Source organism: Microcoleus sp. POL10_C6 (genome assembly GCF_036701585.1).
GTDB lineage: Bacteria > Cyanobacteriota > Cyanobacteriia > Cyanobacteriales > Microcoleaceae > Microcoleus.
Genome location: NZ_JAUBRB010000008.1, coordinates 20,648 through 37,637 on the forward strand (window position 1 = coordinate 20,648; position 16,990 = coordinate 37,637).

Consider the following 16,990-nt stretch of genomic DNA (forward strand, 5'->3'; position numbering starts at 1 on the left):
AGTTGTGAGAAGGGATATTAGATCGTGTCCGCTCGATCGAAATTTCTGTAGTAGGTTGGGTTGAAATTAGTGAAACCCAACATCAACTTTTGTTGGGTTTCATTATTATATAGCAATCATCAATCTCGCAACTTCAACAACGGTTCAATCTGCTGCCTTTGAAACTGCAATTCATCCGCCAAAGGCTGGTAAATTTCCCGATCGCCAGATTCATTGCAATAATCCCACAAACCATTGTAACAGTGCCTGTCGTCGTCCCAACCTGGGTGGTTGACAATCGGATACAAGCAGATTCCCTCTATCGGAACTCCTGCTTTCATCGCCCCCATTACCTCAGTGCACACATAATTAAACCAGACAGGTCTAAAATCGTCTTCAGTACCTGTTTCTGCGATGAATAAGGGGCGGCGGTAGCGCTCAAACACTTCTTGCAGCATTTCACGAAACGGGCGATACAGCGGATCGGTGTATTTCATCGGCTCTTCATTGTGAATCCACTGATTGCGATCGTAATAATTCACCCCAATAATATCGAGATATTTTTCCTTGCCGCCAAGTTCCGGGCGAAAACGTCCAGCCAACATATCCCAAGCTTGATATTGAGATAAGCGATAACCTTCCGCTGCGTCCCGATCCTCCGGTTTGTCAGGATCGGCAATAATGTTAATTGTGGGATCGATTTGAACGATGCGAGTGCGGGGATTGACTTCCCAAACTGACTCTATCGCTGCGATCGCAGCTTTGACTAACTGGATTTTGATCTCGTCTCCCCGCCCTTTTGCAAACGGATTGATGTAGGCAACATCGCCGCCTGCCCAAGCAATAAATGAAATTTCATTGACAGGTGTCACGAAAGGTGTTTGGTCTGTTTCCTCAGTTAGCACTTCCATAAAAGCGCGCACCATGTTTGCAAACCTGGACACAAATTCGGGACTGAAAATATCAATATCGTCTGGCCAGCCGTAGTGAAACAAATCCCAAATTACCTGCATTTTCATGTCGCGGGCGGCCCGGATAATTGGCAGGGAACTGGAAAAATCGTATTTTCCGGGTGTCTGTTCAATTAAGTGCCAGCGGAGGCCTTCGCGGACTGTATAAATGCCTTGTTCCTGCAAGCGTTGGTAGTCGGCTGCTGCAAATTTATCGTGACCGGTGGCGGCTGTGACATCGAGGCGTTTTCCAGATTGCACTCTGTGGGTGGAACATTCAAATCCGCCCATGAAAAAACTTTGAAACATCAATCGAATGGGTAATGGGTCATTGGGCATTGGGCATTAGGCATTGGGCATGGGGCATGGGGCATTGGGCATTAGGAATTTAGAAATTGGTAATTGTTAGCAATTAACTAATAACTAATAACTAATAACTAATAACCGATCCCCCATGCCCCATGCCCCATGCCCCATGCCCGATTAGCACTGAGTAATAGCTTGCGGCTGTGAACTTTCTTCGGGAATATCCCAGCCGAGAGTTGCCGCAGCCATCGTCTCTAGGGGAAATTTGGGAGTGCGATCGGCATACAGCAAACCGTTAGCTTCTTGGTAAGTATCGGTTAACTGCGTGTAACAAAATCCACTGAACATTTCCACTTGGTTTACCACCTTCAGCAGCGCGGTGTAGCGCCTTTGCAGTTCCTTCGTGTCCCATGCGCGCACGTAGCCCCAAACCCTGTAAAAATCCGGGTTTTCGTGGCCGGCGCAGGCGATGCCACCGAATTCTGTCAGCATCATCGGCTGTCCTTGGTGCGGGTGGCCGTCGAGGGTGAGGACTCGCCCGCCGGGACGCCCGCGATCAAACAAATCTGCTAGCTGGACTTCGGGCCCGTAGCGCTTAGCTAGTGTTTGCGGGTTGTTGTCGTAGTCGTGAATCGCCAGGATGTCGGTATCGATGCTTTCCCAGCCGTCATTACCGATGACGGGGCGAGTCGGATCGAGGGTTTTGGTTAAGAAATACAGCGCTTGCACGTAGTTGCGGTGGGCTGCGGCTTCGACTAAATTCGGAACTCCCCAAGATTCGTTGAACGGTACCCAGACTACGATACAGGGGTGGCTGGCGTCGCGGTCGATGACTTCTGTCCACTCCCGCGTCAGCCGTTGTACGGCTTTGGGAGTGAAGCGGTAGGCGCTGGGCATTTCTTCCCAAACTAGGAGCCCCAGCACGTCAGCCCAGTACAAAAATCGGGGGTCTTCGATTTTTTGGTGCTTGCGGACGCCGTTGAAACCCATTGCTTTGACTAATTCGACATCGTGGCGCAAAGCTTCGTCGGAAGGGGCAGTCATCATGGTGTCGGGCCAGTAACCTTGGTCGAGCACCAGTCGCAAATAGTAGGGGCGGCCGTTGAGCATGAAGCGATCGCGCTGGATGCTGACAGTCCGCATCGCGGTATAAGATTTTACCTCGTCGAGGAGTTTCCCGTCGGCCCACAACTGTACTTGAGCGTTAATTAACGTAGGTTTTTCGGGGCTCCACAGCAATTCGTTGCGGTAGTCGTCGATACCAGGGTCCGAGAGGGCGATACGGCGGTGGATTTCGCCGTTGATGACTTCGTAGGTGTCGTTGACTAGCAGCAAACAGCCGATCGACAGTTTAACTTTAATCTGGATTCCCGACTGGCGATCGCCCGCGACAAACGCTTCAAAACCGATTTCCCAGCGTTCAAACTGCGGAGTCCAGCGGATGCGCTCGATATAAGTGTGAGGCACCAATTCTACCCAGACTGTCTGCCAAATCCCGGTCGTGCGCGGATACCAAATACTGTGCGGCTCTATTTGCCAGTCTTGCTTGCCGCGCGGTTTCTCCAAATCTTGCGGGTCGTCTTGGGCCCAGACTGTCACCCGCTGCGGCCCGTTGAGGTTCACAATTGCTGTAATGTCTGCGGTGAAAGGAGTGTGTCCGCCTTCGTGTTCTATGACAAACTGACCGTTCACCCAGACGCGGGCGCGGTAGTCTACGGCCCCAAAGTGGAGGAGAACTCTGCCTTCTGTGTGGGGTACGTCAAATTCGCGTTCATACCAGCAGTTGGCGTGAAAATTTGTGTCGCCGATCCCACTTTTTGCGGATTCTGGAGCAAACGGCACTTCTATAGTGTGAGTCCACTCAGAAATATCGATCGGCTGCACGCAGTGGCCCGCGTCATCGTAAGCAAACTTCCACTGACCATTGAGACAAATCCAGTTGCTCCGGCGCAGTTGGGGGCGCGGATAACCTGTTTTCCGTCCTTGAACAGTCACCTTACTATCAAGAGTTGCAGACTCTTCTATTTCACAATTTTCTAGTTCTCTACCTAACCAACTCATCGGCACATCTACCCAAAGTTATATTTATAGGTTAGCTACAATTACCACCACTTTGACAAGTTTTTTGCTGATTAATTTGCAAAAGTTCTGCCCATTAAAACAGCCTCATCTGAAGGCTCTCTTGTGCTGAAGTCATTAGTCAAAAGAAAAAAGAATAAACCAGGAAGATTTTTCCTATGCGCCACTCTCCCCCTCTCCCCCTCTTCCTCTAGCTAGCAAGACTTTGCAAACCTCCTAACGGTTCAGTTGGGTCACTTTTGAGATAAAAGTCTTCTGCAAACGGCAAACACTGAAATATTTGCTGTAGTCCCGTGAGTTCAAAGAGAATTCTAACTTGTTCGCTCATGGCAGAGATCAAAAGTATACATTCGCTGTCTCTCACTAATTTCACGATCGCCACTACAGCCATTAACTCGGAATTTTTCAGGAAATTTATTTTTGAGAAATCCAGCATCAGAATTTTGCCACCGCTTTCAATGAGGCGCTGTATTTCTTTCTGAAACTGAGCAAATTGAGAAACTTCCAAAACCTCATGAGACAAAACAATTTTAACTAGAACGTTCATTTTTACCTCAAAGCTTGTTTGAATTATTAAATAACTTTTGATAAAAACCTAGTAAGGTGCTCAATCAGCACCTTACCTTTTTACCAGGAACTCGCAACTTCCAGCTACTTGCTAACAGATTTGCCGTTGCCGTTGCCATTGCTGTTGCCCTGGTTGACAGCAGCGACTTCTAGAGAAGCTGCGGCTGGGCGATGGGAAACTCCATTGGATGAGCTTACATTAGAGGCAGAAGCGTTAACATTTTCTACCAATTCAATCACCGGCTTGGTAGTAATTTGTTTGTAAGTTGTCAGAGCTTGAGCGACCACTTGATCCATGTTGTAATACCTGTAAGTCGCCAGCCTTCCCACGAAAGATACTCCCGGAGTTGCATCAGCCAAAGCCTTATATTTCTTGTAAATTTCGGCATTTTCTGGACGCGGAACTGGGTAGTAAGGGTCTCCCTCAGCTTGGGGATATTCGTAGACAATGCTAGTTTTTAGATGCTCTTGTCCGGTGAGGTATTTAAACTCGGTGCAGCGAGTATATAAATGCTCGTTGGGGTAATTTACCACCGGTGCTTCTTGGTGTACGGCTACGTTCAGTGTTTCGTGCTTGAATTCCAAGGAACGGTAAGGAAGTTTGCCGTAGCAATAATTGAAATAGGAATCGACTGGCCCGGTGTAAATCATTTCTCCGTAAGGGATAAAACCCTCAATCTCCCGGTAGTCGGTATTCAGCATCACCTTGATGTTTGGGTGAGAAAGCATCTTTTCAAACATCCGAGTGTAGCCGTGCAGCGGCATTGCTTGATAGGTATCGGTGAAATAGCGATCGTCCCGGTTAGTGCGAGTGGGTACGCGCGCAATCACTGAGTTGTCGAGTTCTGACGGGTCCATGCCCCACTGTTTGCGGGTGTAGTTGCGGAAGAATTTCTCGTAAAGTTCGCGACCGACTTTGCTGACAACGACATCTTCGGAAGTGCGAATGTAATCTTTTGGTTCTGCTACTTTTGCGAAGAAATCTTCGACTTCAAATGAGGTGAGATTCAGTCCGTAAAGTTTGTTTACGGTGTTGAGATTGATCGGAATTGGCAGCAGTTGACCGTCAACACTGGCGAGGACTCGGTGTTCGTAAGGCCGCCACTCGGTGAAACGCGAAAGATACTCGAAAACAGGGCGCGAATTGGTGTGAAAAATGTGGGGGCCGTATTTGTGTACGAGGATGCCGTGGTTGTCGTAGTGATCGTATGCGTTGCCGCCGATGTGGTTGCGGGTATCAATTATCAGGACTGTTTTTCCAGCCTCATTTGCTAGTCTTTCGGCAATGACGCTACCTGCAAATCCGGCTCCGACGATTAAATAGTCAAACATTGAAACACCTCTGATTGTGGGTAAGGGTAAGGGTAAGGAATAATTGGTAATTGGACATACAGCGAGGAATGTTGAGTGTTAAGTTTTGAATCCGTAAAGTGTAACTCTTTAACTTCAACCTCAACATTCCTAACTTAAAACTTTCATCTTGGCTTCGGCTTTCTGCCGTTTCTCGTCGATCGCACTTTCGATCAACCCCAGCATTTCGCCCCAGGTATTGTCCCAAGAATTGTCTGCTAAAAAGGCGTCTACTTCGCTCAGCCACTTGGTGTGAACGTCCGAACTTTCGCTGAGGATTTCTTCGGCACAAGCAACGAATTCTTCAGAATTGCTAGCAATCCGAACCAAGCCGTTTTCTCCGTACGGCCGCACCACGTCGCGGATAGGAGTAGAAATCACCGGTTTGCCGGCAGCGAGGTATTCTGGAGTTTTCGTGGGACTAATAAACTTAGTCGATTCGTTGATCGCAAAAGGCAGCATAGCGATATCCCATCCGCCAAGATACGCTGGCAGTTGTTGATAAGATTTGCCGCCGAGATAGTGGATATTTGGGTGAGTTGGCAGAGTTGTCGGATCGATTTTTGCCACCGGGCCAATGATGACTAAATGCCAGTCCGGCCTTGCTTGGGCAATGCCCCCCAGCAGTTCGATATCCATGCGTTCGTCTATAACGCCATAAAATCCCAAACGCGGGTGAGGAATGTCTTTTTGATCCGTCGGTTCTTGTGAAAGATTCCTGGCTGTCGCAAAGTGTTCTTTTTCGATGCTGCTGGGGAAGGCGTGAATGTTTGGGTGCTGGTGCTGTTTAGCTTCGTAAAGGTTGTGTCCCCCGGTAAATACTACGCTAGCGCGCTTTAATAATTGGTTTTCATTGCCTTTTAAATCCGGGTGCGCGCCTTTGAATGCTGACAGTTCATCCATGCAGTCGTAGACTACAGCTAGCGGCTTTAAGTGGCTTGTGAAACTGACAGCCATTGGTGTGTAATACCAGAGGATGTACTGGCTAATTTCTGCCGCTCGAAACAAATCATCTAGCATGGCTTGCTGAGCAGTTTGTGCTGTTGCTTCGCTGGTTCCTTCACTCAGGTGCGGTACTATTACCCAGACTCCGCTTTCGTGGATGCTCACATCAAGCCACCAATCTGTAGCCGCGCTAAACACAGGTTCTTCTACAAAGAATACGCGACGAGTTTTGGCACAGCGACTCAAGAGATGTTGCGGACGTTGATAGACAAAATTCCAGCGCAAATGGGACAGGCAAACTAAATCTGGTGCATCTAAAGCCTCAGTTTTTGATAAGTTGGCGCGCAATGCGGGCGACGCAGCGAATTGAGATGGCGATTTGGCTGGATCTATAGAGGTAAATCGGATCTCCCATGCTCGCTCTTTATTGCTATAATTATTGTTTACTGAGTTTTCTGGGGGCGACATATTAGCCTCTGGAATTTGTCAATGAAAATTTGTCCGTTAAAATTGGTCAATAGGATATATTTCTCAGCAGGGTCTTACTGAAAGTCGCAAGCATAAATCTGAGAACTTTTATTGACGAGCAAGCGGCGCATTCAGTGAGCCAAACAAAGAAACTGTTTAGCTGCGGTAAGAACAGGCTTATCTGCTTTTTTCAGAATTGAAACTTAGAGATAAGTTAATATGGTTTGACTTGCTATTGTTGTTAAATGTAACCCAGTTTTTTTGCCCTAACTTCTATCTGAAGGATGACTTTTCTCTCAGGAGACACCTAGCTTGCACGCTGGGTTCAAAAGCCGTTAAGATGCCGATCGACCTTGTAAAATGACTTTTAACTGGCAGGTACGGGGTGAAAAAAGAGCGAGTTTTATTGCTTTATTTGAAGATGAGAGAAAATTTGCCATCAAGTTTATGTTGCTTTTTGATTTGACAAACCTTGCTTTTTTTTAACTCATCCGATCGCTAATTTAGAAAATTTGTATCCTAATATACAGAAGATTGACCGACATTTCTGACTTCCGATAGATTAACAATTGACAGTTTATAGAGTGGGGTTAAACTCACCGAAGAACACCTGTCTCAACAATACCCAAGAAACCAGGCAACCGCAACGATAAACCTAAGATTTTGCGCGAGTCTGCGGCAAGAAACCCAGGTGATGACATCTGCGCTGTGGGCGTCAGTTTAACCTCGCGCCCCCAGCACAAATGTCAATCATCCCTCTCAGGGCGGCTTCGCCGATATCTGCAATCAAACGCCAAATATCCACGTAAACCCGCGACTAGAAAATAGCAGCTACTTTACAGTCGGCGGCTGTCAATTTTGGCGATTCCTCCTCCAAAGGCAAAATCTTGCACCGTCGAACTCTTTAAGAAATCGTGAGGGAAACCCAATTCAATTGCACTTACTTTGTCTAACTGCTGCATTTGTTCCGGGGTTAATTCAAACTCCAAACAAGCGAGATTTTCCTGAAGTTGCGAGAGTTTGCGCGAACCCACAATCGGAATAACTGCGACTGGCTGTTGGATCAGCCAATTTAAGGCTACTTGAGAAGCAGGTTTGCCAATTTTGGCTGCTATTTTGCTAACTTCGTCCGCAATTTTGAGGTCTCGTTCGTTAATTTTTCCCGATTCAGGTGAATTCAGCCGTTTAGCTTCGCTGGCTGTTTCTGAAGTGTTGTATTTTCCTGTCAGCAAACCTGCTGCTAGCGGACTCCAAGCTGTGACGCCAATATCAAAGGCTTTTGCCATAGGGATCAAGTCCCGTTCAGGAGTTCGCTCTTTTAAAGAATACTCGATTTGCAAGCCGATAAATGGTGTCCAACCGCGCAGATTAGCGATCGTATTTGCTTGAGAAATAATCCAAGCCGGCGTATCGGAAATGCCGATATAAAGAATTTTGCCGGCGCGCACCAAATCGTCAAAAGCGCGCATCACTTCTTCAACGGGTGTGGTAAAATCCCAAGCGTGCAGCCACAGCAAATCTATGTATTCAACTTGCAATCGCTTCAAACTTGCCTCTACTGCTTGTACCATATTTTTGCGGTGGTTGCCGAAACCGTTGATTTCGCCATTCTTCATGTTGAGGCTATACTTAGTGGCAACTACCCATTTTTCGCGATCGGCTGCGATGAACTCACCGACATATTTTTCGCTAGTACCGTTGGTGTAGAGATTCGCGGTATCAATGAAATTGCCGCCCGCTTCTGCAAAGGCGTCGAACATTTTCCGGCTTTCGTCGTAGGAGCTCCCCCAACCCCACTCTTCCCCAAAAGTCATGGTTCCGAGGCAGATTTCCGAAACGCGAAGTCCGCTGTGACCTAGTAGTTTGTATCTCATGTCACCCTTCCGCTAGTTAGTGGTTGTTAACAGTTTAGATCGGGATTTCCCAAACTGTTGCCATCAGTCGGGGTGGCGGGCTTTTGTAATCTGTTAGCGTGGCGCTGAAGGTTGAATGTTTTGCCAAGTTAATCAAAATGTTGTAGCAGGGGCGAGACAGCATCGCCCCTGCGTTTAGTTTAAAAAGCGCGCAGGGGCGATCGTCTGACTAATGTATTTAGGATTACATTGCTAAATAAAAATACACTAAAACTTAAAAATAAATATCTATCTTTAGATAGGTATTTTATGAAAGAAGTTAAATAAAAAATTGTTATCTTAAATATCAGAAAACCAGACAGAACTAAAGAAAAAATTAATGTAGCTAAATTAACTTTTTAGCGTTATAGTGATTTATAGATTACAAAAACTAGGTGACTCACTTGGCTGATATCGTTGATACCGCCGTTTCGGCTGGATCTTTTACAACCCTAGTTGCTGCTGTCAAAGCTGCTGGTTTAGTAGATACTCTCAAAGGCGCTGGCCCCTTCACAGTTTTTGCGCCTACTGACGAAGCTTTTGCTAAGCTTCCCGCAGGTACTGTAGAAGCACTGCTTAAGGACATTCCTAAGCTCACAAAAATCTTGACTTATCATGTCGTTTCTGGCAAAGTTATGGCCGCTGATGTGGTCAAGCTGAAATCTGCCAAGACAGTGGAAGGTTCAGAAGTGAAAATTGATGCTTCCAATGGCGTCAAAATCAATGATTCTACCGTTACAACAGCCGATGTTGCTGCTGATAATGGTGTCATCCACATTATTGATTCAGTCTTGCTTCCTGCGTAAGCACAGATTTAGATAGCGCAATACTATCTTGAGGGCGGTGGCTGTTGTTAGCCACCGCCCTGTTTTCGTTGATAGTGGAAAGTTAAATATTTTACGCAGCTCGATAATTAAAACTATTATAGAGCAGCGGGCATTGGGCGATCGCACTCAGCTTGAGTCCGTCCCAAATTTTTCGCTGCTGAATTTACCGGGAAAACAGCTTGTAGGCTAACTCCCACAGGTACTCTGGAAAAAATTTTATCAAAAAAATCACAAAGTGCGATCGACCGCGTTAGCAATTGCCGATAATTAGCGGCCCACTTATTTTGCACTCGCGGGCTGATTGCCGGTTGATGCGTAGATACCATGCTACCAAACCCAACATTTCTCCGAGAAACTGGGTTTACCAGGCCTTGTCCTAATTAAGATACAATAAGAGCCACAAAGAAAGTGCGATCGACATTATTTGACATTCAAGCTATGCAATCTACAACTCAGTCCGAAACAGAACTGGCGATGGACGCTCCCAAACACGGATTGCCCGTTACAATTATTACAGGATTTCTCGGTATTGATTAATGCAGTTTACAGTGTTTTAGAACGCCTAGAAAATATCGACTATCTAGTAGTCGAAACAACCATATTCGCCCCAGCCGGCGGCATTCCCGACGATTTCGCTCACCCAGACTTTGCACTGCCCGTAAAAAGTAAGTAGAAAGTAAATTTATGTCGGTGGAAAGAGCAAAAAAAACTATTTATTTTAGCTCGCCACTGGGAACATTTGACCAGTTGATGCAGGCAGTTATCGCCCAACCTGCACTTACAGCCAAAGCTAGAATTGCATACCCCCGTTTTCTAGCTAAAAACTGTCCTTGGAAACACGCCATAGACCAGTTGCTAGATGTCATATTACCCGAAAACACGAGCTATAAAATTGAGAAATCCACTTTGTAATCAATAATTTTGTAACCAAATAACCCTTTTTGTTAAGGGTAACGGGTAATAGGTAATTGGGCATTGGTAAGGGGTAATCGGTGATGGGCGAGCGGTAACAAACCAAAACTAACAACTAACAACTAACAAATAAATGCGTATAATTGTTGAAGGCTGGCGCTTTTTGCCGCACTCCTACGCGATAACCAATCAATTTCAGCTACTAGAAATGCTGAAATATCCCAATTTAGAACTTTTCCACAAAGATATCCCCTATCTCGACGAAAATTGGCAGCCAGCAATCGGTTTGTTAGATGCAACTGCTGAAGCAGCAATAAAAAATATTCCCCACCCTTCCGCGTCTATAAAAGCAGACGCTACCTTACGGATCTCAGTACCTTACAATTTTGCACCCTCAAATACAAAACGGACGTGCTTGTTTGCCACAACAGAATGGGGAATTCTGCACAACGAAAACTTTAGAATAACGGGCGCAGCTTCCCTCCGCGAAGGACACAGCAACTCCGATATAATTATTATTACGCCTTCCCAGTGGTCGAAAACCGGATTTATCCGCAGCGGTGCGAATCCCGCTCGCACAATTGTCATACCCTGCGGCATCGATCCAAATATTTACAAACCTTTAACAAAATCGGAACGCGAAGCTTTGCGGAAACAGCTAGGATGGGACGGATTTGTCTTTTTGAATATCGGTGCAGGATCTCCCAATAAAGGCATCGATTTATTGTTAAAAGCTTTCGCAGTTGTAGTTGAAAGTTATCCCGAAGCCAGATTAGTATTGAAAGGAGAAGAATCAATATATGAGTCGGATTCTCTAATCGCTCAAAACCTAGACGAACTGACTTTTGACGAAGCAGAAAAAGTTTTGCCGCGCATGGCTTACATAGGAGAAACACTGCCTTTTGCAAAAATGGCTCAACTTTATCAAGCCGCCGATGCCTACGTATCTCTTTATTTAGCAGAAGGCTTCAATTTGCCCGCACTAGAAGCAATCGCTTGTGGCTTGCCGCTTATCTGCACTAAAGGCGGCCCGACGGATGATTTTACAACTCCTGATTTTGCTTTGCACGTCGAAAGTACGTTTCAAGAAGGTACTTCTAACGGTCAGCCGATATTTCGCATGATGCCAGATTTAGAACATTCGATCGCCTTAATGAAAAATATTATAGAACAGCCGGACTTGTGCGATCGCTCTCGCGAAGCAGGCCCCAAATTTGTAGCGGCTGGGTTTACCTGGAAACACGTTGCAGAACAACTCCTAGAGGTACTTTTGCCAACAATTCCAGCGGTCAATTAAAAAAGTGCGATCGCATAGTTGGCAATTTTAGATAATTAGCGCTTGTAACGCGCTGTTCGGAATTAATATAAGATACAATAAGAACCACAAGTTTAAGCTTCCGACATTATTTGACATTCAAGCTATGCAATCTACAACTCAGTCCGAGACAGAACTGGCGATGGACGCTCCCAAACACGGATTGCCCGTTACAATTATTACAGGATTTCTCGGCAGTGGCAAAACAACCCTGCTCAACCACATCCTGACCAACCAGCAGGGTTTGAAAACAGCAGTTTTGGTCAATGAATTTGGCGAAATCGGCATCGACAACGAACTGATTGTCACCACCGACGACAACATGGTTGAGCTGAACAACGGCTGCATCTGCTGCACAATTAATGAAGATTTAGTTAATGCAGTTTACAAAGTTCTGGAACGTCAAGAAAATCTTGATTATCTAGTAGTCGAAACAACCGGACTCGCCGACCCGCTGCCAGTAGCGATGACTTTTTTAGGCACAGAACTGCGCGACCTGACTCGTCTCGATTCGATAGTTACAGTAGTAGACGCAGCCAACTACAGCTTAGATTTGTTCAACTCTCAAGCAGCGTACAGTCAAATAGCTTATGGCGATATAATTATCCTCAACAAAACAGATTTGGTAGAAGAAGCAGATTTAGATTTGTTGGAAGTTAAGATTCGGGATGTCAAAGAAGGTGCTCGAATTCTGCGAACTGTAAAATCGCAAGTTCCCCTACCGCTAGTCCTCAGCGTCGGATTGTTTGAATCGGACAAATATTTCCAATCTGAAGAAACTCCTAGCAGTCACGACCATCACGACCATCACGACCACGAACATCACGACCATCACAACCACGAACATCACGACCATCACGACCACGGCCATCACGACCACGGCCATCACGACCACAGCCATCACGACCACTCCGACCATTTAGAAAATGACGGATTTACCTCAATTTCTTTCCAAAGTGACAAGCCGTTTTCTCTGAGAAAATTTCAATATTTCTTAGACAAACAACTGCCAACAAATGTGTTTCGCGCGAAAGGAATTATGTGGTTTGAAGAAAGCCCTAAACGGCATATTTTTCACTTGAGCGGGAAGCGATTTTCGATGGATGACGACGAGTGGAAAGGCGATCGCAAAAACCAGCTTGTTCTCATTGGTCAGGGTTTGGATACCGAGACTTTGCGATCGCAACTCGAAAACTGTCTTTGTATGCCTTCAACCAATCGCGGCAAAGGTTTTGGGAAAAACTAAAGGTTGAAAATTAAACAGAACAGACGTGCGCTGGCTAGAAACCAGGTTTTTTCATCGAGACTTCGCGGTTAAAACTTATATCTTGCACCACTCTCAATTAGCCTTTTAGGAACAGGCTTTCCGGCCTGTTCCACAAGAAAATATACTCTTTGTGGAACAGGCATCTTGCCTGTTCTTGAGTATGGTGCAAGATATAAGTTAAAACCAAGATTTATCCGAGAAACCTATTTTTTTTTCATAATTCCTATTAAAAAGGTAAGTTGACCTTTTGATTTTTAGTTTTAAATTTAAGCATTTCTAATTTCCCATGCGAGTCATCATCCAGCGAGTCAAATCATCTCAAGTCGAAATTGACGGTCAAATTGTCGGCAAAATTGGCTGCGGACTTAACTTGCTTGTAGGTATTGCAGACACCGACACCGAAGCAGAACTCGATTGGATGGCTCGGAAATGCCTGGAATTGCGTTTGTTTCCCGATCCGGCCGGGGATACCGGGCGCTGGGACAAGTCAGTACAAGACATCGGCGGCGAGTTGCTGGTTGTCAGTCAATTTACGCTCTACGGGGACTGTCGCAAAGGTCGGCGACCTTCTTTTGACCGAGCCGCAGCTCCTGAACGAGCCGAAATTTTTTATGAGAAATTTGTCCAAAAGTTGCGCCAAAGCGGCTTAAAAGTCGAAACAGGCGTTTTTGGAGCGATGATGCAAGTCTCGATCGAGAATGACGGGCCGGTGACTTTGGTATTAGAGAGAGAATCGGGGTGAGTTGTTGGCAAACAAAGCTCTCTGTGCTTCTTTCTTATTCCTTCTTCCTTCTTGAATAAGATCAAATTTTCAGATTAACCGGGTTTCCTAACTGCTGTTGCGTAGCTTCAGAAGACATTGCAGTTAGCTACACTCTGCCAAGTCTCGATTCCACAATCTCTAACGCCCAAAACCGCCTCAAATAGCCAGTTATTAGATTGTCCACTCAGCAGCCTGGCAGCAACCTCCATTTTCCTTGCGATCGCCCCACCCCAATAACAGCTCAGAATGCTTGTACAGTAAGGCTTTAACGGCAATAAAACCAATCTTCCACAGCCAGCGCTTAGAATCAGATTCAGCAGCCAAAAACTGTTGCATGAGAGAGTGGAACACTGGCATAACTACGGTTATCTCTACTTCCGTAACATTCAATGTATAGAGAGTTGAATCAGCACAGCAAGCGAAACCGCCAGCAACTGCCGCCTCACTCTCTGACAAATGTCCTCGCACACCCGCTGTGTCCTACCACCCGATAAACGCCATGACTGTCAAAGCTGCCACCAACACCGTCAACTGCAACACCGCTTCTGACCTCAACAGCATTCCGGCTGCATCCAGCGAACAAATCGCCGAAATCAATTCTCTTCCAAGCATCGATATCCTCGCTTTGGCTAACTTCGCCCTCAAAGAATTGCAAGCGGAAATGAAAACTGCCAGCCGCAGCGCTCAAGCAGTGGCGATGCGGATTGCTAAGGAAGTCGAACGGATTTGCCAAAAAAGCGATCGCATCCAAATTTCCGGCGAAGTTGAAGCTTGGCAAATCACCTTGGCGGAGCACCGGTTGCAAAAAACCCTGCAATACTACCGCCTCGGTTCCAAACAAGGCCGCGTCGAACTGCATTCTCACCTCGCGGCGATGATTTACCGCCATGTTGCTTCTTTCCGATCGAACTTGAACTTCCAAGCTCGCTACAACATGATTGAAGACTTTTTGCAAGGCTTTTACATCGAATCTCTCCGAGCTTTCCGCCGCGAACACCAACTCGATGTCACCTACCAGCCCCGCACGCAGCTAGAATTGGCTGAGTACATGGCTTTCACCGAACACTACGCCAAGCGCCAAATCGGCTTACCCGGCCGCAACCGCCAGCGCCTGATCGTGTTGCGCGCTCAAGGATTTGCCAAGGGTCAGCCTCCCGAAACTGCGATCGACATTGAAATGGCTGTAGAATCCGGCAAGGGAGAAGATGCAGAAATTTACAGCCGCTCTCCGGCGCTGCAACAAGTGCGCGAGCAAATGGTATCGGAAACTGTCGATCCTGCTGATGCTGTGCTGCGCGATCGAGTAGTCTCGGAATTAATCGCCTATCTGGAATCGCAAAATCAGCCAGAATGCGTGAATTACTTAACTTTAAAATTGCAAGACCTTTCGGCTTCGGAAATTGACCGCGCGCTCGGTTTGTCTTCCCGCCAGCGCGACTACTTGCAACAACGTTTCAAGTATCACGTCGAAAAATTTGCCCGCACTCAAAATTGGAAACTCGTCCACGAATGGCTGGGTGCTGATGTCGATCAAAAGCTGGGAATGACTTCGGACAAATGGGAAGCATTTCGCGCTCAACTTGCGCCCGAAATGCAGCAACTGTTAGAAATGAAGCGGAATCAAGAAAGCGACAAGGCGATCGCCACCGCGCTCAAATGCACTCCCAAACAAGTCCAAAAACGCTGGGCGCAAGTGTTGGAGCTGGCTAGCCAGACTCGCAACAGCAACCAAGCTTAAGTGGTACTCAAATATGAATGCAACTGTTTTCTTGAGACTGGAAAATGCGATCGGGTGCGGCACCTGTACAGGACTGCCCGCCCCGGCGTCCGCTCTCAAATCAACAATCGCTGCTACTAAATTATCGCCGCTTTTTGGCAAATTCAATTTATTAAAACAACATTACTTTTTTGAATATCTTTCGTTCCCTGGTTAGGCCGGGGAATTTGTTTTTATTAGTTATTACTCATGAGTTATCAGTTATGGAAAATTGCTGGCTGAAGAGGCGGCATTGCATATATTCATAATAATATTTAAACATAGGGAGTAGTATAACAAAGGCAAAGTTGTTCAAAGTTCAAATTGCGAAACTTGAGGGAGCGGAAGATGGATAAAAAATGAGAATTCATCTATCCAGAGACAGAAAAAAATTAAAATAAATATACTCATCGTACTATTCTGTTTTATTTAATACTTCATAAGAAGGAAGCATCAAATTTGAGTTATATCTAAAATGGAGGCATAAGTTGATGTAGATAGAAAGGGAAGGATTCCTATGTTACTTTACAAAATTGAAGATTTTAATCCCCACTACCGCGAAGCGGCTTTTAATGGCGAAGATATCAAAGGCCTGGATATCTATGCTGGAAATACAGATGAGAAGATTGGCTCCATCGATACCGCGCTAGTTGATGAGACAGGACGTTTCCGATATTTTGTTGTTGACACAGGTTTCTGGATTTTTGGCAAGAAGGTATTAGTTCCAGTTGCTCTTTGTCGAGTGGATGTTGATGCAGAGCGCATCTACGCGACGGGTTTGAGGAGTAAAGACCAAGCAGAAAGACTACCCAGGTATGAGGATGGGATGGTAGTTGATTACGATTATGAAGAACAAGTGCGGGGTGTTTATCGTACTCTAACGGTAGAAGGGTCTGCACCTGTAGAAGCATCATTGCCTTTAGAAGCATCTGCACCAGTTTCTATGCCGCGTTCTGTCTCTAACCAAGCTAGGGCTGCTGGTTATAACCGCAACACCTACACTTACGAACAAGAGCCTCAATTGTATGAGATGAACGAGCGCGAGCATCACAAATTCCGACTCTACGAAGAACGACTGGTTGCAGAAAAAAGCCGTCACAAAGCTGGCGAGGTAGCAATTGGCAAGCGAGTAGAAACCGAAACGGCACGAGTTTCAATTCCAACAGAAAAAGAGCGAGTTGTAATTGAGAGTGTAACTCCCGGAAAGGCAGGTGCGCCCGTAAATCGGGATACTCCATTCCAGCAGGAAAAGGTGATGCGTATGGAAGTTTACGAAGAAACTGCTGAGCTCAAAAAAGAAGCTTTTGTGCGCGAAGAAGTTAACATCAGGAAAGAAGTTGAAACGGAGATTGTTGAGGCAACGGAAACACTGCGTCGTGAAGAGTTGGAGGTGAAGAGGGAAGGGCGTTAGAGTGCGAATGAATTGAACAAGGTTTTGTAGTTGCGCTGTCTTCGCCCACATGAGCTGGGTCAGCTAAAAAGCTGGTAGGATACTTTGTTTTTAGGATGGTTTGGTCCAAGGGGTGCGGCAGCGATTTTCTATGCCATGCTGGGGCTACGTAAAACGGGATTAGAGTTAGCTTGGGTCATTAGTAGCCTAATTATTTGCGCGTC

General features: G+C 46.1%; 15 protein-coding genes and 1 pseudogene. 8 read left to right on the forward strand and 8 right to left on the reverse strand.

Annotation, left to right across the window (positions count from 1 at the left end; translation table 11 throughout):
- Nucleotides 1-119: 119 nt before the first annotated feature.
- The 6 genes from QUA34_RS06530 to QUA34_RS06555 form a co-directional block, all read right to left on the reverse strand.
- Entirely contained in the window at nt 120-1,268 is a 1,149-nt protein-coding gene (locus QUA34_RS06530) for a beta-glucosidase (RefSeq protein WP_333385024.1), read from the reverse strand.
- A gap of 144 nt (nt 1,269-1,412) precedes the next feature.
- Nucleotides 1,413-3,296 carry a glycoside hydrolase family 2 TIM barrel-domain containing protein gene (locus tag QUA34_RS06535; RefSeq protein WP_333385027.1) on the reverse strand — a complete coding sequence of 628 codons (1,884 nt, stop codon included), beginning with the start codon at nt 3,294-3,296 and terminating at the stop codon, nt 1,413-1,415.
- 208 nt (nt 3,297-3,504) lie between these two features.
- Complete coding sequence (locus QUA34_RS06540) at nt 3,505-3,861, reverse strand: STAS domain-containing protein (RefSeq protein ID WP_333322967.1); 357 nt, start codon at nt 3,859-3,861, stop codon at nt 3,505-3,507.
- 104 nt (nt 3,862-3,965) lie between these two features.
- Nucleotides 3,966-5,213, reverse strand: a complete 1,248-nt coding sequence (gene glf, locus QUA34_RS06545; protein WP_333322965.1) for a UDP-galactopyranose mutase — start codon at nt 5,211-5,213, stop codon at nt 3,966-3,968.
- A 129-nt stretch (nt 5,214-5,342) separates the two neighbouring features.
- Entirely contained in the window at nt 5,343-6,644 is a 1,302-nt protein-coding gene (locus tag QUA34_RS06550; RefSeq protein ID WP_333385031.1) for a glycosyltransferase family 1 protein, read from the reverse strand.
- 836 nt (nt 6,645-7,480) lie between these two features.
- Nucleotides 7,481-8,518 carry an aldo/keto reductase gene (locus QUA34_RS06555; RefSeq protein ID WP_333385034.1) on the reverse strand — a complete coding sequence of 346 codons (1,038 nt, stop codon included), beginning with the start codon at nt 8,516-8,518 and terminating at the stop codon, nt 7,481-7,483.
- A gap of 422 nt (nt 8,519-8,940) precedes the next feature.
- Here QUA34_RS06555 and QUA34_RS06560 point away from each other — a divergent pair, with 422 nt between their 5' ends.
- Nucleotides 8,941-9,342 carry a fasciclin domain-containing protein gene (locus QUA34_RS06560; protein ID WP_333067889.1) on the forward strand — a complete coding sequence of 134 codons (402 nt, stop codon included), beginning with the start codon at nt 8,941-8,943 and terminating at the stop codon, nt 9,340-9,342.
- Nucleotides 9,343-9,458: 116 nt separating this feature from the next.
- Here the strand turns inward: QUA34_RS06560 and QUA34_RS06565 are convergent, their stop codons facing one another.
- Nucleotides 9,459-9,689, reverse strand: coding sequence for a hypothetical protein (locus QUA34_RS06565; RefSeq protein ID WP_333385037.1), 231 nt, complete (start codon nt 9,687-9,689; stop codon nt 9,459-9,461).
- A 112-nt stretch (nt 9,690-9,801) separates the two neighbouring features.
- On the opposite strand from QUA34_RS06565, the pseudogene QUA34_RS06570 reads away from it, so the two are divergent.
- The 5 genes and pseudogenes from QUA34_RS06570 to dtd form a co-directional block, all read left to right on the forward strand.
- Nucleotides 9,802-9,961 (forward strand): annotated as a pseudogene (locus QUA34_RS06570) (GTP-binding protein); the annotation flags it as partial.
- 86 nt (nt 9,962-10,047) lie between these two features.
- Entirely contained in the window at nt 10,048-10,275 is a 228-nt protein-coding gene (locus QUA34_RS06575; RefSeq protein ID WP_333385040.1) for a hypothetical protein, read from the forward strand.
- Nucleotides 10,276-10,408: 133 nt separating this feature from the next.
- Nucleotides 10,409-11,572, forward strand: coding sequence for a glycosyltransferase (locus QUA34_RS06580; RefSeq protein WP_333385043.1), 1,164 nt, complete (start codon nt 10,409-10,411; stop codon nt 11,570-11,572).
- A 124-nt stretch (nt 11,573-11,696) separates the two neighbouring features.
- Nucleotides 11,697-12,836 (forward strand): GTP-binding protein, encoded by a 1,140-nt coding sequence (locus QUA34_RS06585; protein WP_333323039.1) that lies wholly within the window; start codon nt 11,697-11,699, stop codon nt 12,834-12,836.
- A gap of 307 nt (nt 12,837-13,143) precedes the next feature.
- A complete protein-coding gene (gene dtd, locus QUA34_RS06590) occupies nt 13,144-13,599 on the forward strand; it encodes a D-aminoacyl-tRNA deacylase (RefSeq protein ID WP_333385046.1) in 456 nt (151 codons plus the stop codon).
- A gap of 192 nt (nt 13,600-13,791) precedes the next feature.
- On the opposite strand, the gene QUA34_RS06595 is transcribed toward dtd, so the two are convergent.
- Nucleotides 13,792-14,076 (reverse strand): hypothetical protein, encoded by a 285-nt coding sequence (locus QUA34_RS06595; protein ID WP_333385049.1) that lies wholly within the window; start codon nt 14,074-14,076, stop codon nt 13,792-13,794.
- Between the two features lie 43 nt (nt 14,077-14,119).
- On the opposite strand from QUA34_RS06595, the gene QUA34_RS06600 reads away from it, so the two are divergent.
- Both QUA34_RS06600 and QUA34_RS06605 read left to right on the forward strand, forming a co-directional pair.
- Nucleotides 14,120-15,358, forward strand: coding sequence for a HetZ-related protein (locus QUA34_RS06600; RefSeq protein ID WP_333385052.1), 1,239 nt, complete (start codon nt 14,120-14,122; stop codon nt 15,356-15,358).
- Nucleotides 15,359-15,893: 535 nt separating this feature from the next.
- Entirely contained in the window at nt 15,894-16,787 is an 894-nt protein-coding gene (locus QUA34_RS06605) for a DUF2382 domain-containing protein (protein WP_333385054.1), read from the forward strand.
- The last annotated feature ends 203 nt before the right edge of the window (nt 16,788-16,990 follow it).

Coding starts and splice junctions, on each gene's coding strand:
- QUA34_RS06530 (WP_333385024.1), bottom strand. CDS start 1,268: ATGCCCAATGACCCATTACCCATTCGATTGATGTTTCAAAGTTTTTTC.
- QUA34_RS06535 (WP_333385027.1), bottom strand. CDS start 3,296: ATGAGTTGGTTAGGTAGAGAACTAGAAAATTGTGAAATAGAAGAGTCT.
- QUA34_RS06540 (WP_333322967.1), bottom strand. CDS start 3,861: ATGAACGTTCTAGTTAAAATTGTTTTGTCTCATGAGGTTTTGGAAGTT.
- glf (WP_333322965.1), bottom strand. CDS start 5,213: ATGTTTGACTATTTAATCGTCGGAGCCGGATTTGCAGGTAGCGTCATT.
- QUA34_RS06550 (WP_333385031.1), bottom strand. CDS start 6,644: ATGTCGCCCCCAGAAAACTCAGTAAACAATAATTATAGCAATAAAGAG.
- QUA34_RS06555 (WP_333385034.1), bottom strand. CDS start 8,518: ATGAGATACAAACTACTAGGTCACAGCGGACTTCGCGTTTCGGAAATC.
- QUA34_RS06565 (WP_333385037.1), bottom strand. CDS start 9,689: ATGGTATCTACGCATCAACCGGCAATCAGCCCGCGAGTGCAAAATAAG.
- QUA34_RS06575 (WP_333385040.1), top strand. CDS start 10,048: ATGTCGGTGGAAAGAGCAAAAAAAACTATTTATTTTAGCTCGCCACTG.
- QUA34_RS06580 (WP_333385043.1), top strand. CDS start 10,409: ATGCGTATAATTGTTGAAGGCTGGCGCTTTTTGCCGCACTCCTACGCG.
- QUA34_RS06585 (WP_333323039.1), top strand. CDS start 11,697: ATGCAATCTACAACTCAGTCCGAGACAGAACTGGCGATGGACGCTCCC.
- dtd (WP_333385046.1), top strand. CDS start 13,144: ATGCGAGTCATCATCCAGCGAGTCAAATCATCTCAAGTCGAAATTGAC.
- QUA34_RS06600 (WP_333385052.1), top strand. CDS start 14,120: ATGACTGTCAAAGCTGCCACCAACACCGTCAACTGCAACACCGCTTCT.
- QUA34_RS06605 (WP_333385054.1), top strand. CDS start 15,894: ATGTTACTTTACAAAATTGAAGATTTTAATCCCCACTACCGCGAAGCG.